Genomic DNA, 14,558 nt, shown 5'->3' with positions numbered 1-14,558 from the left:
ATCCCGCCGATCGCGTCCGTTCTGCCACAGTAGGGACCGGACGTGCACCCGGAGCGCCGTTTGGATCGGCGCGATCTGGTCGGAGGCCGCAGGCGGTAACGCCGCGCAGGACCCCGACGTTCCCCCATCGCCGCATGACACCGCAACCCATGACTGCTACACCCAGCTACCAGGACGCTCTCGACCAACCGCTGCTCTTCACCGACGCCGCTGCGCGCAAGGTACGCGAGCTGATCAGCGAAGAAGGCAATCCCAACCTGAAACTACGCGTCGCCATCAGCGGCGGCGGCTGTTCCGGATTCCAGTACGGCTTCAGTTTTGACGAAGAACAGGCCGAAGACGATTTCGCCGTGCAGAACGACGGCGTCGTGCTGGTGGTCGACCCGCTCTCGCTGCAGTACCTGATGGGCGCCGAGATCGACTACGCCGAATCGCTCACCGGCGCCCAGTTCGTCATCCGCAATCCCAATGCCAAGACGACCTGCGGTTGCGGGTCGTCCTTCACTGTCTGAGATCGCATGACCGCAAGCCTGCGCAGTCGCGCCAACGTCTTTGCGGCGTTGGCGCTGGAACGGGCGGCTGACCGCCGCGACGATATCGGCTGGATCAGCGAACGGCGCGGCCACGGCAGCAGCCGTTACGTGGTCATCCGTTCTGACGGCAAGGCGCTGGTGCAGCGCGATCGCCAGCATCTGCGTTACCTGGCCGACGCCGAACGGGCGCAGGCGCTGGCCGACGCGCCCGTGACCTTCCTCGGCGAGACGGCCGATGCACCGTACTTCGTGCTGGCCCACCCGGGTGGCGATGAAGACGCTTTCGCTGCACAGCATGACGCCGCATGGCTGGACCTGCGAGCCGGTGGCCTGGCCCTGGCAGCCTTCGAGGGCGGTCTTTTCGCCTACGCCCGCGCGCTGCTCTTCTGGCATTCGCGCGTGCGGTTCTGCGGGGCCTGCGGCAGCGCCACCACACTGGTATCGGCGGGGCACCGCGCCCTGTGCAGCAATCCGGACTGCAAGCTCGAACACTTCCCGCGTACGGATCCGGCGATCATCGTGATCGTGAGCTACCGCGATGCCTGCCTGCTCGGACGGCAGGAAAGCTGGCCGGCGGGGCGCTGGTCGACACTGGCGGGATTCGTCGAACCGGGCGAGACGCTCGAAGATGCCGTGCGCCGCGAGGTGTTCGAGGAAGCGGGTGTGCGCGTGGATGAAAGCGACTATCACTCTTCGCAGCCCTGGCCATTTCCGGCCTCGCTGATGCTGGGCTTCACCGCGCGGGCCTCCGACCCGACCATCCAGGTCGGACCCGAGCTGGCGGAAGCGCGCTGGTTCGAGGTGGACGACATTGTGCGCGGACTGGCTGATGGGACATTTTTCCTGCCGCCGCCCTTGTCGGTCTCCTATCGATTGCTCGAGCACTGGCTTCGTGAAACAGCGGGCCTTGATCTGGCCCGCCTGCAGGCGGCAGCCAGGCAGGAACCCCGTCCGGCCTGACGCTGTTGCGGATGTATCTGGCGCGCTGATGGTGCTTACACGCTAGCGCCATCGGCGCCGATGGCTACAATCGGGGCATCCTCCCGCCACCGCCGCCCCATGGCCATCAAACTGCTTGCTGTCCTCGTCGTCTTCGCCCTCGCCAAAGGCCTGCCGGATCTGTCCCGCATGCGCGATTTCAGTCGCCTGCGTGTGTGGCTGGAGCTGCTGGCGCAGATGGGCGGCAAGCTGCAGACGGCGCTGGCCATCCTGGTGCCGGTGACGCTGTGCCTGCTGCTGCAATGGGGCCTGCATGGCTGGTTGTTCGGATTGCTCTCGTTCGCGTTTGCCGTTTGCGTCCTCTGGTACAGCTGGGGGCCGCGTGATCTCTCCGAGGACATCGATGCGGTCGTCAAGGCGCCCGACAGCGACCGGCGGCTGGCCGCCGCCCAGTGGCTGCGGCCGGACGGCGTCGAAGAACCGCTGGCGTTCGAGGCGCCGGCGCTGGTCGACGCCACGTTCCAATCCGCGCTCAAGCGCTGGTTCGGCGTGCTGTTCTGGTTCCTGCTGCTGGGACCGGCGGGCGCGCTGCTGTATCGCCTCGTGCAGCTCCTGGCCTGGTCATCGCCGTTCACCAGCCAGCAGGGCGAAGGCCTGGCACTGGCCCGTCGATTGTCGTTGATCCTGGATTGGGCGCCGTCGCACCTGATGGCGCTGGCTCTGGCCGTCGCGTCGGATTTCGACGCGGTCTTCCACACCTGGAAGGCCTATCACGACCGCATGGGCAAGGGGTATTTCAGCCTGGACCTGGGCTTTCTTTCGGCGATCGCACGCGCCAGTGTCGATGCCGATGTCATTGCCGGCGACGGCTACGCGGAAGATATCAATGATCCGCTGGTCGAGCTGGACGATGCCCGTCACCTGCTGGTGCGCGTGCTCATCGTCTGGTTGGCCGTGGCAGGCCTGCTGGTGCTGGGCGGAATCGGCGGCTAGTCAGGTCCGTCACGGCCGCCCGCCAAATTCACGTGCGGTGCCCGCGGATCGGCAGGCGCACGGTGAAGATCGAGCCCACCCCCACCTTGCTGGCCACCTCGATCGTGCCGCCGTGTTTCTGCACGATGCCATAGGACACCGACAGCCCCAGTCCGGTGCCGACGCCCACGGGCTTGGTGGTGAAGAAGGGTTCGAAGATGCGATGGACGACGGCCGGTTCGATGCCGCGTCCTGTATCGACGACCTGAACCCAGGCAACGTCCTCGTCGACGCCGGTACGTACGGTGATCGTGCCGCGGCTGTCGATGGCGTGCGCGGCATTGACCAGGAGATTCAGGAACACCTGGTTGATCTGGAACGGCAGGCACTCCACCAGGGGCAGTTCGCCGTAGTCGCGAATCACCTCGGCCTTGTACTTGATCTCATGTGCGGCGACGTTGAGCGTGGTTTCCAGCCCCGCGTGCAAATCCACTTTTTGCCATTCGGCCTCGTCGACGTGTGAGAACTCTTTGAGATCCTTGACGATCTTCTCCACGCGCGTCGCGCCTTCGATGGATTCCTCCAGCAGCGAGGGGATGTCTTCGCGCAGGAACTCCAGCTCGGCGGCTTCCACTTCGGCCGCGCCGCCCGATGCGGTGCGCACGGTCTCGATGCCGGCGAGGATGCTCTCCATATAACCCTTGAGCGTGTGCAGGTTCGAGCGCACGAAGGCGATCGGGTTGTTGATCTCGTGCGCGACGCCGGCGGCCAGCTGGCCCACCGACGCCATCTTCTCTGACTGAAGCAACTGGCTCTGCGTATCCGTCAGCTCGCGATTGAGCTGTTCGAGTTCGTGATTGCGCTGTGCGAGCGCGTGCTCGGCCGCGACGCGCTCGGCAACCTCGGCCTGCAGCTGCAGATGCGCCTCCTGCATGTTCGCGTAGGCCTCGGCGATCTGGATCTGCAGCAGCAGCGCATTGCGTCCTTTCACGTGCATCGCGATCGAGATCAGGATGAGTGTCAGCAGGAACACGCTCATGATCACCACGAACATCGTGCGGTTCTGCATCGGCGGGCCGATCGCACCAACGACGATGATCGATGCCACGTTGGGAACCACCGAGAACAGGTAGCTGGTGACGCTGGCATTCATGCCGACCATGCCGGAGGCGGTGATGCCGGCAGTGGTGACCGCCATCAGGGCGAGCTCTTCGGCCGTGATCACCGGGGCTGCGGTCAGGTTGAGTGCCGCCCAGCACGTACCATACGTGGCCGATCCCAGCGCGAAGAGTTCGATGCGTGTGCGTGGATTCGGGAACCGCCGTTTGATCTGAGCGGCCCGCAGGATGGACAGGACGCGTGGAAACAGCAGCAGGCTCATCAGGACGAAGATCCACCCCAGCGCCGGACGTCGCGTCACGGCCTCGGCGAGGACGAGGTAGTACAGATACAGCCCCGGAATGAACAGCACCGCCGGAACGGCTGCGCGCTTGTAGAGATCGTCGGCGAGGGCTTCCTCCAATGAGACCCGGTATTTTTCGTACTTTGGCGCCAGCGAAAATGGATTGCGCATGTCCCGCCCTGTGTCCGCAGCCCGCGACGTGCCTGGGGTTATCCAGCCCACCCCTTACCGCGGGGGTGGGGCAAGGATACCGCTGGGCGCGTCTGGGGCCAGAGTGCTGCCGACCGGCGGATAACAGGCTCGACAATGCGGCTGCGTAAATGCGTGAACGAACAAGGGAAACCTTGTCGATCGACTACGTGCGCAACTGTGCGTCCGAGAGCGCGGGTGAGAGCACGTCCCTCAGAAAGTTCACTGTTTCTTCCAGGGGAATGGCCGCCAGCTCGTTCTTCCGGAGAAATGCTGTCCACTGTGTCCGTCGGCTTTCGTCCCGTGAGAACTCGGTGGTGAGTCCGACGGGCGTGTCGGCGGGAACACGCATTCCCCGGCGCGCAAACGTGGCCGAGACAGCATCGGCAAGTACGTCGTGGTCTATTGCTTCCCGTTCCAACAGCACTTTCAGGTCGAAGTAATCTTTCAGTCGCGTATTCGCCATGCCGAGCAAGGCGATCGCGTGCAGCTTTTCAGCGATGACGGTATAGACCGGATAGGTCCGCAACGTTGGAGCAGGCAGATCATCGAGCAGTACGGGGTATGTAGCCGCGACTGGCCCCGGTGTGACAGCGTCGCCAAAGCCTACATCCACCTGCGCTTTTACGCGTGCGGTAGTAAGTGAAGCGCTGATCAGCAAACGCACGCCGGCGTAGCCGGTGTCCTTGCGAATGGGGTCGGCAGTGACGCTGACTGGATCAAACATGAGACCGTCGTGTCCATCCATGGCGGCGATTTCCTGGAAGGTCGCCCGGACAGTGTCGAGATCGCATGGTCCAGAACCGAGCAGGTCGGCATCGCGGGTGGAACGGTGCGGCATGGCGTACCACAGCGTGAACAACAGCGCGCCTTTCAGTAGAAATCGATCGGCATGGCGGGAGATCCCAAGCCGATAGAGCAGACGTTCGAGCGCGAATCGAATGAGTACCTGGTTGAAATCAGTGGCGTCGCGTTTGGCGACGAGTAGCAGTCGTGCGCGTACTGATGCGGCTAGATTGGTTTTCATTCCAATGCTTGTAGGTAGGGACGCATTACGTGCGTAACGCGACAGATTTTGGCGAAGTGCCAAAGACTATCGTTGGTCACACCGCGCGTCTTGGCTTCCTTCAACGCCTCAATCGCTGCATCTATTCCAATTTTGCTTCGGTGCTTGAAGCAATCGGCGATGGTCTTTGCAATGCAGAAAACGCGGAGCTCTACATTATTTACCGTATGGATCTCTACGCCGGATGCATAGGCATCACCCGACGCCTGAATCATCTTTAGTGGCGGATGATCCAGCTTTGGCAGATGGCTACCCCTGGGCAGGGTGATCCAGACGCGACGGGGAAGCTGCGTGGTCAGCTCATGAAACTGCAAAGCCGTCAGCAGACAAAAGACCGCTTGTGGCACCTTGCTGGCAACCAGCTGCAATCCTTCCAGCTCGGACCCCTCGCTTCCCCCAAGCCGATAGACGCCGCGGCCGACCTTCTCCAGCAGCCCTCGCGCGATCAGGCGTGTCAGATAGACGCGCGGAATTCCGGCCGCCTCGAGGTCTACCGGGCGCAGCAGTCCTTTGTCGTGTGCCAGGCGAAGAATATGAGTGATGCGGCGACTGACAGTCATGCGTTCTTATGTTCCAAATATTCGTCATATCTTAACAACTAACGAATTAACGGAACACCCAGGTCATGCGGGGCCGGCTTCCACGTGCTGGTATGTCACCGGCAAACTGGGCATCCCCACGGCTCCAGGCAAGCTCAAGCGTATTCCGATGATCCGTTAGACTACGCGTATGTCAGACCAAGACCTTCAACAGCAGACCCATCCCTGGCGCCTGTGCGTCGCCCCGATGATGGACTGGACCGACCGGCATTGCCGCTATTTCCACAGGTTGCTTTCGCCGCATTCGCGGCTGTACACCGAGATGGTCACCGCGGCGGCGCTGACGCATGGCGACCGTGCACATCTGCTCGAACACAGTGCGTTCGAGCAGCCGGTCGCGCTGCAGCTGGGGGGCTCTGATCCGGCCGAGCTGGCGCAGGCGGCGCGGTACGGCGCGCAGGCGGGGTATGTCGAGATCAACCTCAATGTGGGATGTCCGTCCGACCGCGTGCAGTCGGGGCGCTTTGGCGCCTGCCTGATGCGCGAGCCGGCGCTGGTTGCCGACTGCGTGATCGCCATGCGCGAGGCAGTGGATGTGCCGGTGACGGTGAAATGCCGGATCGGCGTGGACGACCAGGATGACTACGCCGACCTGCAGCATTTTGCGCAACGCATGATCGGTGCCGGCGTCCAGACCCTGATCGTGCATGCGCGCAAGGCGTGGCTGCAGGGCCTGTCACCCAAGGAGAATCGCGAGATTCCGCCGCTCAACTACGAGCGCGTGTACCAGCTCAAGCGCGATTTTCCGGCATTGTGCATCGTGATCAACGGCGGCATCACGCAGCCGGAAGAAGTCTCGCAGCATCTGGCGCAGGTGGACGGTGTGATGCTGGGGCGCGCGGCGTACCATGATCCGTACGTCCTTGCGCGCACCGAGTACCACCTGCACGGCCTGCCGCTGCCCGAACGCGATGCGGTACTGCACGCCATGATTCCCTACATCGAAGCCGAGCGCGCACGCGGTACGGCGCTCAAGCACATCGCCCGCCATCTGCTCGGCCTGTACCAGGGCTTGCCTGGTGCCCGCGCCTTCCGGCGCATTCTGAGCGAACGGGCCCATCGCAACGATGCGGGCATCGACGTGCTGCTCGCCGCGATGGCGTCGCGCCACCTGCCTGCTGCTGCCTGAGTCCACTGACACTGCTGCTGCCTGGGCAGCGTCCACCGGCTAATACTGACGAGGTTGACCGTGATCACGCGTTCGCTTGACGAGTTCCGCCGCTTCTGGCCGACGGCCGCCCCGGATGGTCCGCGCTGCGCCACCGCGGCATTTCTCGTGACGCCACTGGGTTTTCACCTGGCCGAGCAGTCGGCGACGGACAACCGCTACATGGCGATGCAGTCGTCGGTGGATGCCGGCGGTGCCCTGGTCGAGCACGCGCAGTTGAGCCGTCGCGTGAGCACGGTGTTGCCGACGATCAGTTTCCCGGGCGATGCGGCGACGCCGGACGCGGTATTCCCCAACAATGTGTTCGCCACCGCGCCCGGCACGGTGATCATCGGCAACATGCGCCATGAGGTGCGGCGTCGCGAAGCGCGCCGCGCGGACATCCGCGGATTCTTCCGGGATGCTTTGAAATATAAAGAAGTGGATTTATCTGCAGTGGGCGCCGCGGCGGAGCTGACCGGCAGCCTCGTGATCGACCGGGCGCGCGGAATCGGCTACTGCGGCCTGGGCGAACGCTGCGACGAGGCGGGCGCCGCCGCGATGCATGAGGCCTTCGGCCTGCGCTTCACGCTGTGCTTCGACCTGGCCGAGGGCGAATACCACACCAATGTCGTGCTGTCGGTGCTGGCCGGGCGCGCCATCGTCATTGCGCCGGACGGCTTCGCCGATGCGGCGGTGGCCGAGGCGATCGCGGCTGCCTACGCGCCCGGCGTGGTGCGCCTGACAACGCGCCAGAAGGCCGATTACGCCGGCAATTGCATTGCGCTGTCGGAAGATTCCGTCTGGATGAGTGCGCGTGCGGCTGGTGCGCTTGCGGAGGATCAGCGCCGCCTGCTTGCCGAGCAGGGATTCCGCATCGAGGCGGTCGCCATGCCCGAGATCGAGAAGGCTGGTGGCAGCCTGCGCTGCTGCGTCGGCGAGATCTACTGAGAACCGGCGCTCACCGGGCCGGGCAGTTCAGGCTCAATTCAATCCGCGCTATCGAGACTCGGTCGCCCTCGTTAAGATGAACGTATGCGGTACGTGATCGTCCACACCCTGCGAATCTGCTGCCTGGTCGCGCTGATCGCGGCCAGCGCGCCGGCCATCGCCCAGCTCACGCTGGAAGAGGCCGTCGAGCGGGTGCAGAAGGAGATCCAGTGCCGTGTCCTCAAGGCCGAGGAGCTCACCGTCGGACGCAAAAAACTGTACCGGATCAAGCTTCTGACCCGTGACGGTCGCGTGCAGGTGGTGAAGATATCCGCTGAAGAACCCAAGGAGAGTCGATAATGCGAGTGCTGCTGGTCGAGGATGAAGCGCCACTGCGCGAAACACTGGCGGCGCGGCTCAAGCGCGAAGGCTATGCGGTCGATTGCGCCGCCGACGGCGACGAGGGCCTTTACCTCGGCCGCGAGATGCCCTTCGACGTCGCCGTGATCGACCTGGGGCTGCCCAAGCGTCCGGGCATGGACCTGGTCAAAGCCCTGCGCGACGACGGCCAGCGCTACCCCATCCTGATCCTCACCGCGCGGTCCAGCTGGCAGGACAAGGTCGAAGGCCTCAAGGCCGGCGCCGACGACTACCTGGTCAAGCCGTTCCATGTCGAGGAACTGCTGGCCCGCCTCAATGCCCTCGTACGTCGCGCCACCGGCTGGACCAAGCCGGTTCTCGAATGTGGTCCGGTGCTGCTGGATACCACGGCACAGAGCATCACCGTTGAAGGCAAGCCGGTCGACCTGACCAGCTACGAATACAAGGTGCTCGAATACCTCATGCTGCATGCGGGCGAGCTGGTTTCCAAGGCCGATCTCACCGAGCACATCTACCAGCAGGATTTCGACCGCGACTCCAACGTGCTGGAAGTCTTCATCGGCCGCCTGCGCCGCAAGCTCGATCCGGAAGGTCACCTCAAGCCGATCGAGACAGTGCGTGGACGCGGCTACCGCTTCGCCATCCCGCGCAGCGACGTAGCGGCCGAGTAACCCTCCCATGGCGCAGCGCCGTCCGCTGTCGCTGCAGGCGCGATCGACCCTGGCTGCGGGCATGGCGCTCGCCGCCTTCCTTGGTGTCACCGGCTTTGCCCTCGACCAGGCGTACTACGACGCCGCGGTCGCGGGCATGCGCGATCGGCTGCAGAGCTATGTCTATGCCTACCTGGCAGGTTCCGACGTGCTGCGCGGAACCAAGCTGCTGCCGCCGGAAACCCTGCCTGATCCGGAATTCAACCGCCCCGGTTCGGGCCTGTACGCGGTCATCATTGGCGAGGCGCCGACGCTGCACTGGGAGTCGCCCTCGGCGCTGGGCCGCGAGCTGGCATTCGATTCGCGCCTGGCGGTGGGTGAAACCCGCTTCGACGGACCCATCGACAACTCCGTCGGCCGTGTCTTCGTCTTCAGCCAGGGCGTGAGCTGGGAGGTGGACGAACGCAAGCCGGTCACGCTGACCGTGCACGTGGCCGAAAGCGAACAGCAGTTTCACCGCCAGGTGGCCGCATTCCGTCGCACGCTGGCGCGTTGGCTGGGTGCGCTCGCGGTCGTGCTCCTGTTGCTGCAGATCGCATTGCTGCGCTGGGGCCTGAGCCCGCTGCGCCGCATGGTGCGCGACGTGGACGACGTCATGAACGGCGATGCCGAGCGATTGCCGGGCCTGTATCCGATGGAGCTCACGCCGCTGACGGAAAGCCTCAACGAGCTGATCGATTTCGGACGCGAACAGCTCGATCGCTACCGCAACACCATGTCAGACCTGGCGCACAGCCTTAAAACGCCGCTGGCGGTGCTGCGCAGTGAACTCGACAGCGAACGCGGCTACGACAGCCTGCGCAATACCGTGGCGGACCAGTCGCAGCGCATGCATGACATCGTCTCCTACCAGCTGTCGCGAGCGACCGCCTCGCGCCACCAGGTATTCTCCACCCCGCTGGCGATCGAGCAGGCGGCCGAGGGCATCGTGGGCAGCCTGGAGAAGGTGTACGCGGCCAAGCGTATCCTGTGCGAATTCGAGATCGACCCGGATGCGCGCTTCTACGGTTCCCAGGGCGATCTGATGGAACTGCTGGGCAATCTGCTCGAGAACGCGTTCAAGTGGGCGTCGCGGCGCGTGACGCTGACCGCCCACGTGGTCAAGGCGCCGCGCATGCGCCGCGCCGGCCTTGAGCTGCGCGTGGAGGATGACGGCCCCGGCATTCCGCCGGAAAAGGTGGAGCACCTGCTGCAGCGCGGCGTGCGTGGCGACGAGCGGGTGCAGGGGCACGGCATCGGGCTGGCCATCGTGCAGGACATCATCAAGGGGTATCGCGGTACGCTCGCGGTACACCGTTCCGATGCACTGGGCGGCGCGGCGTTCGTGGTGCGATTTGAGGCCGCATGACCCGATTGATGCGGGAGGCGTGGATGGACGTTCCTGGTAACGCCCGTACGTTTTTCAGTCCCGACTACCTCGCGGCGATGCGCGCAGGCTTCTGGCGTGAACCACGCCGCCCCTGGAAACTGGTGACGTTCGCGCTGTCCATGAGCGTGCTGCTCTACGGCGCCGTGATGTTCGAGATCGCCGACTGGGACGTCGGCGTCACGCTGCTGATGGGGACGCTGACCTACCTGCTGGCCCCGTGGTGCCTGTTCGTGGTCGTCAGTGCGCTCCAGTTCCGTCCCGCGGGCTGGTGGTGGCATCTGCCGGTGGCCATTGCAGTCGCCTTGTTCGTGGTCGATACCAGCTACATGGTTTACAGCCAGCTGGTGGGCAACCAGACCGACCGGGAGGGGAACTTCCACGCCTCGTTCCCGCTGTATTTCCTGGCGGGTGCGGCCTGGCTGTACCGCGGCAGTCTGCGCGAACTGCTAGCTGACCTGCGTTCTGCGACCCGAAAAGAGGGGTAGCCGGCCTCGTCCGATTCGAACGGGGCCTCTAGCACAACGCACGCAAACAATCGCTACACGGCTCCACGCGCTGGATCGGCTGCGGACGTGTTTGCCAGAGTTGACACGATGGGGCGCGCTTCGACCGGTATGCTGGCCGCCAACCTTCATCGTGGCGCAGGGGACCGTGATGACTGGGAGCCATCATCGTCGTCAGCATTGGCTGTCGATCGCGGCGGGATTGCTGTGCTGGGTGGCGGGCATCGCCCGCGCCGTGGGCGCGGCTGACGCCACGGCGGCTGGCGTGATCGACGAGACGGCCGGTGCCCCGGTTGCGCGCGCGGGAGCGGCGCCCTGGTCCCGGCTGGCCCAGCCCGTATTTGACCACCTCACGCCGGCGCAGGGCCTGCCCAATATCGTCGCTACCGCCATCGCCGAGGACAGCGACGGCTTCCTGTGGGTTGGTACCTACGGTGGCCTGGCGCGCTGGGATGGCTACCGTTTTCATGTCTATGAGCGGCAGAGCCAGAATCCGCGCGGCCTGCCGGACAACTTCATCCAGGCTCTGCATCGCGATGTGCGGGGCACCCTGTGGATTGGCACCAGCGCCGCCGGCCTGGTGCGCTACGAACGCGAGACGGATGCGTTCACCGCGTTGCCGGTCAGCGCCGACGGCATCAGTCACGCCAGCGTGCGCGCTATCGCGGATGACGGCGACGGCGGCCTGTGGGTGGGCAGCAACGGCGGGCTGGACCGGCTCGATGCCCAGGGCCGCGCGGTCGGACACTGGCGCCACGATCCGGCCGATCCGGAAAGCCTGCCGCATGACCGCGTGCTGACGCTGCTGCGTGACCGGCGCGGCAGCGTCTGGGTGGGCACGGAAAACGGTCTGGTGCGGCTCGACGCCAGCAGCGGGCGTTTCCAGCGGATCACCATTCCACACCTGGACGGCCTGCACGCGGCCATCTGGAGCCTGGCCCTGGATGAGCAGGACCGCGTCTGGGTCGGCACTTTCCGCCACGGCGCGTTCCTGGTGGTGCCGGGCGTATCGGAGCCGGTCGTGCTGGCGCCCGCGCAGCCGCGCGACGCGGCGGATTTCCGGGCGTCGCAGATCGCGGCCATTGTCGACAGTGGTGCGGACGACATGTGGCTGGGCACCTTTGGGCAGGGCATCTTCGTCGTCAACAAACACAGTTTGCAGATGCGCCGGGTGCAGCACGATCCCGCGCTGGAATCCACGCTCGCGGATGACTCGATCCGTGCCATGCACCGCGATCAGTCGGGGCTGATCTGGAGTGCGACGCACCGGGGATTGAGTCGTCACGCGCCGGGTCGTGGTGCGGTCGACACCGTGTTCGGCGGCGGCCGTGCGGGTGCCGGCTTGTCCGGTGCGGACGCCAGCTGGCTGTATGAAAATGACGACGGACGGGTCTGGGTCGGTTTCCACAAGAACGGCATCGACATCGTCGATCCTGCCAGTGGCTCGCTGACGCCGGTGCGGCCGGACGTGTCGCGGCCTGACGAGGCCTTGCCCAACGACATCGTGCTGGCGATGGTGGGCGGTGACGACGGCGAGGTCTTCGTCGGTACCTTCCGCGGGCTCTACCGCGTGAGCCGGGACGGCGGAAAGGTGCGCCGCATGCACCTGGCGGGACGACCCTCCGAGGCTCCGGCGTGGGCGCTGCTACGGCGCGGAGGCGTTCTGTGGGTGGGCGGATTCTCCGATGGGCTCTGGCGCCTGGATCTCGCCAGTGATGCTACACAACGAGTAGCCGCAACGGGGCCCGGAGCCTTGAGTGATCAGCGGGTCTTTGCGATGGCCGATGCGGGTGACGGCACCTTCTGGGTCGGCACGCGAAACGGGCTGGATCGCTACGACCCCGCGTCGGGCGTGGTCGAACGCCTGCAGGCGGACCCCATGACCCAGGGGCGGCTGGCGGCCGGGTTCATCACCGCGTTGCAGAAGGACGCACGCCAGCGGTTGTGGATCGGCACCTTTGGCGGCGGCCTGCACCGGATGGATTCGAACACCCTGGCGGGAAACCGGCATCTGCAACGGATCACGCTGGCCGATGGCCTGCCCAATGACAACGTGGATGGCATCGTCGAAGCCGATGACGGTCACCTGTGGGTCAGCACCGACGACGGCGTGGCCGTCGTGGACCCAACGGCCAACGCCGTACGCGCACTGCACCGCGCCGACGGACTGGCCATCACGACGTACTGGACCGGCTCGGCGACGCGGACTCGCACCGGCGATGTGCTCTTCGGTGGCACCGGCGGCGTGACCGTGGTTCGTCCTCACCAGCTCGGGCAATGGAACTACCGCCCGCCGGTGGTCCTTACGGATGTGCGCCTGGGCGGCTATTCGCTCGCCCTGGGCCCCTACAACGCGGATATGGCGCGGCCGATCGTGGTGCCGCCGGACGCGGGAAGCATCGCGGTGGAATTTGCCGCGCTGGACTACTCGGCACCCGAGCGCACGCGCTACGCGTTCCGGCTGCGCGGCGTCAGCGACGACTGGATTCCTGTCGATCCGGTGCGTCGCGTGGCCGCGTTTACCAATCTGGCGCCCGGCAGCTACGCGATGGTGCTGCGGGCAACGTCGCGTTCCGGTGCGACCTCCGAGCGCCATGTGCCAATCGTCGTCATGCCGGCCTGGCACCAGACCTGGTGGTTCCGGGTCGCGCTGGCAATCGGTGTGGTTGGCGTGATGCTGGCGCTGGTACATATCCGAACCGCATTCCTGCGCCGCCGCCGGGACGAGCTGGAACGCAAGGTGCTCGAGCGCACGCTGCAACTGCAGGCCGCCTCGCGCGCCCTGGAAGATGCCAGTCTCACCGATCCGCTCACCGGCCTGCGCAATCGCCGTTTCCTGAGCCAGCAGGCCGCGGACATCGTGCGGCAGTCGCTGGAGAAGTACCGCCGCGCGCCCGGCGAGGCCACCCCCCGCGGCGATGCCAACGACCTGGTCATCCTCCTGGTCGACATCGATCACTTCAAATACGTCAATGACGATCACGGCCACGGCGCGGGCGATTATCTCCTGGTGCAGATCGCCCGTCGCATCCAGGCGGTGCTCGGTCCGCGTGATCATGCCGTGCGCTGGGGCGGGGAGGAGTTCCTGGTGCTGGCGCGCTGCCCGCACCAGCAGGCGGCCGAGCTCGCCGAGGTGATCCGCCGCATTGTGGCTGCTACGCCATTTGAAGTCGGCAAGGCCGTCTGCTTCCACAAGACCTGTTCCGTCGGCTTCGCCTGCATTCCCTTCGTGCCGCTGGCCCCCGAGGCGCTGGGATGGGAAGACGTCACTGACATCGCCGATATCGCACTCTATGCCGCCAAACGCGCCGGTCGCGATGGCTGGGTCGGCCTGCAGGCGGAAACGCGATTCGCCTCGGACCTGACCATCGAACAGCTCAAGCGGGCTCCGGCCCATCTGGTCGACCGCGGCGTGCTACGCGTCGTGTCGAGCTTCCCCCAAGAGGTTGTGCGTACGGCCCTGTCCAGTGGCCTGTAGCACGCGGACCGCTGCGCCGCAGGCCCGTCACATGCCTGCCTGTTGCACCGGCACCATTGCAAGCCATGCACGCAGCGGTTGCGGAGCAGTCGACACAATCATTTCGAATATCGTTCCGTATTTGTAGCGATCGACGGCATTAACGGGGAAATCTGTCGCGACGCCTGCTGGCTGCGCGTGCGAATTTTGCGTGGTCGACCATCGGGCCATGGCGATCGTAATCGCGTCGTATCCGTGACGGCCTCGCCGTCCGACCACGAAAGACCACGGCGCGGCGCAAACGCCGCCCGCAGCACTTGTCCGCACCGCCTCCACGCCGAGGCGCAGGCCAAAGTCGGCA

At 65.3% G+C, this 14,558-nt stretch carries 14 protein-coding genes; 10 read left to right on the top strand and 4 right to left on the bottom strand.

Features of this window, described 5'->3' with window-relative positions:
- Positions 1 to 149 precede the first annotated feature (149 nt).
- The 3 genes from erpA (at position 150) to N4264_RS00110 (ending at position 2,465) form a co-directional block, all read left to right on the top strand.
- Complete coding sequence (gene erpA, locus N4264_RS00120; protein WP_261695057.1) at positions 150 to 512, top strand: iron-sulfur cluster insertion protein ErpA; 363 nt, start codon at positions 150 to 152, stop codon at positions 510 to 512.
- Positions 513 to 518: 6 nt separating this feature from the next.
- Positions 519 to 1,493, top strand: coding sequence for an NAD(+) diphosphatase (nudC, locus tag N4264_RS00115; protein ID WP_261695056.1), 975 nt, complete (start codon positions 519 to 521; stop codon positions 1,491 to 1,493).
- Between the two features lie 99 nt (positions 1,494 to 1,592).
- Positions 1,593 to 2,465 (top strand): beta-lactamase induction protein, encoded by an 873-nt coding sequence (locus tag N4264_RS00110; RefSeq protein WP_261695055.1) that lies wholly within the window; start codon positions 1,593 to 1,595, stop codon positions 2,463 to 2,465.
- A 28-nt stretch (positions 2,466 to 2,493) separates the two neighbouring features.
- Here N4264_RS00110 and N4264_RS00105 read toward each other — a convergent pair whose 3' ends face one another.
- The 3 genes from N4264_RS00105 to N4264_RS00095 all read right to left on the bottom strand — a co-directional run bounded on the left by N4264_RS00105 (position 2,494) and on the right by N4264_RS00095 (position 5,661).
- Positions 2,494 to 4,017, bottom strand: coding sequence for an ATP-binding protein (locus N4264_RS00105; protein WP_261695054.1), 1,524 nt, complete (start codon positions 4,015 to 4,017; stop codon positions 2,494 to 2,496).
- A 184-nt stretch (positions 4,018 to 4,201) separates the two neighbouring features.
- Positions 4,202 to 5,062, bottom strand: a complete 861-nt coding sequence (locus N4264_RS00100; protein ID WP_261695053.1) for a nucleotidyl transferase AbiEii/AbiGii toxin family protein — start codon at positions 5,060 to 5,062, stop codon at positions 4,202 to 4,204.
- Positions 5,059 to 5,661, bottom strand: a complete 603-nt coding sequence (locus N4264_RS00095; protein WP_261695052.1) for a type IV toxin-antitoxin system AbiEi family antitoxin domain-containing protein — start codon at positions 5,659 to 5,661, stop codon at positions 5,059 to 5,061. The genes N4264_RS00100 and N4264_RS00095 overlap by 4 nt, the downstream gene beginning before the upstream one ends.
- 169 nt (positions 5,662 to 5,830) lie before the next feature.
- Between N4264_RS00095 and dusA the strand changes: the two genes are divergently transcribed.
- The 7 genes from dusA (at position 5,831) to N4264_RS00060 (ending at position 14,218) form a co-directional block, all read left to right on the top strand.
- Positions 5,831 to 6,829 carry a tRNA dihydrouridine(20/20a) synthase DusA gene (gene dusA, locus N4264_RS00090; RefSeq protein WP_261695051.1) on the top strand — a complete coding sequence of 333 codons (999 nt, stop codon included), beginning with the start codon at positions 5,831 to 5,833 and terminating at the stop codon, positions 6,827 to 6,829.
- A 60-nt stretch (positions 6,830 to 6,889) separates the two neighbouring features.
- Positions 6,890 to 7,798, top strand: a complete 909-nt coding sequence (locus N4264_RS00085; RefSeq protein ID WP_261695050.1) for an arginine deiminase-related protein — start codon at positions 6,890 to 6,892, stop codon at positions 7,796 to 7,798.
- Between the two features lie 84 nt (positions 7,799 to 7,882).
- The gene (locus tag N4264_RS00080; RefSeq protein WP_261695049.1) at positions 7,883 to 8,137 is read left to right on the top strand and encodes a PepSY domain-containing protein; all 255 of its coding nucleotides are present in this window, start codon (positions 7,883 to 7,885) and stop codon (positions 8,135 to 8,137) included.
- Positions 8,137 to 8,829: a response regulator transcription factor gene (locus N4264_RS00075; RefSeq protein ID WP_261695048.1), complete on the top strand. Its 693-nt coding sequence runs from the start codon at positions 8,137 to 8,139 to the stop codon at positions 8,827 to 8,829. Before N4264_RS00080 ends, N4264_RS00075 begins: the two co-directional genes overlap by 1 nt.
- Positions 8,830 to 8,836: 7 nt before the next feature.
- Positions 8,837 to 10,216 carry an ATP-binding protein gene (locus tag N4264_RS00070; protein ID WP_261695047.1) on the top strand — a complete coding sequence of 460 codons (1,380 nt, stop codon included), beginning with the start codon at positions 8,837 to 8,839 and terminating at the stop codon, positions 10,214 to 10,216.
- A 23-nt stretch (positions 10,217 to 10,239) separates the two neighbouring features.
- Positions 10,240 to 10,722 (top strand): hypothetical protein, encoded by a 483-nt coding sequence (locus N4264_RS00065; RefSeq protein WP_261695046.1) that lies wholly within the window; start codon positions 10,240 to 10,242, stop codon positions 10,720 to 10,722.
- Between the two features lie 169 nt (positions 10,723 to 10,891).
- Positions 10,892 to 14,218 carry a ligand-binding sensor domain-containing diguanylate cyclase gene (locus tag N4264_RS00060; protein WP_261695045.1) on the top strand — a complete coding sequence of 1,109 codons (3,327 nt, stop codon included), beginning with the start codon at positions 10,892 to 10,894 and terminating at the stop codon, positions 14,216 to 14,218.
- A 27-nt stretch (positions 14,219 to 14,245) separates the two neighbouring features.
- Here N4264_RS00060 and N4264_RS00055 read toward each other — a convergent pair whose 3' ends face one another.
- A complete protein-coding gene (locus N4264_RS00055; protein ID WP_261695044.1) occupies positions 14,246 to 14,428 on the bottom strand; it encodes a hypothetical protein in 183 nt (60 codons plus the stop codon).
- Positions 14,429 to 14,558 lie beyond the last annotated feature (130 nt).

The organism is Tahibacter amnicola, from assembly GCF_025398735.1.
GTDB classification, from domain to species: domain Bacteria; phylum Pseudomonadota; class Gammaproteobacteria; order Xanthomonadales; family Rhodanobacteraceae; genus Tahibacter; species Tahibacter amnicola.
This window is presented reverse-complemented; position numbering and strand designations above follow the sequence as displayed.

Coding starts and splice junctions, on each gene's coding strand:
- erpA (WP_261695057.1), top strand. CDS start 150: ATGACTGCTACACCCAGCTACCAGGACGCTCTCGACCAACCGCTGCTC.
- nudC (WP_261695056.1), top strand. CDS start 519: ATGACCGCAAGCCTGCGCAGTCGCGCCAACGTCTTTGCGGCGTTGGCG.
- N4264_RS00110 (WP_261695055.1), top strand. CDS start 1,593: ATGGCCATCAAACTGCTTGCTGTCCTCGTCGTCTTCGCCCTCGCCAAA.
- N4264_RS00105 (WP_261695054.1), bottom strand. CDS start 4,017: ATGCGCAATCCATTTTCGCTGGCGCCAAAGTACGAAAAATACCGGGTC.
- N4264_RS00100 (WP_261695053.1), bottom strand. CDS start 5,062: ATGAAAACCAATCTAGCCGCATCAGTACGCGCACGACTGCTACTCGTC.
- N4264_RS00095 (WP_261695052.1), bottom strand. CDS start 5,661: ATGACTGTCAGTCGCCGCATCACTCATATTCTTCGCCTGGCACACGAC.
- dusA (WP_261695051.1), top strand. CDS start 5,831: ATGTCAGACCAAGACCTTCAACAGCAGACCCATCCCTGGCGCCTGTGC.
- N4264_RS00080 (WP_261695049.1), top strand. CDS start 7,883: ATGCGGTACGTGATCGTCCACACCCTGCGAATCTGCTGCCTGGTCGCG.
- N4264_RS00075 (WP_261695048.1), top strand. CDS start 8,137: ATGCGAGTGCTGCTGGTCGAGGATGAAGCGCCACTGCGCGAAACACTG.
- N4264_RS00070 (WP_261695047.1), top strand. CDS start 8,837: ATGGCGCAGCGCCGTCCGCTGTCGCTGCAGGCGCGATCGACCCTGGCT.
- N4264_RS00065 (WP_261695046.1), top strand. CDS start 10,240: ATGGACGTTCCTGGTAACGCCCGTACGTTTTTCAGTCCCGACTACCTC.
- N4264_RS00060 (WP_261695045.1), top strand. CDS start 10,892: ATGACTGGGAGCCATCATCGTCGTCAGCATTGGCTGTCGATCGCGGCG.
- N4264_RS00055 (WP_261695044.1), bottom strand. CDS start 14,428: ATGGCCCGATGGTCGACCACGCAAAATTCGCACGCGCAGCCAGCAGGC.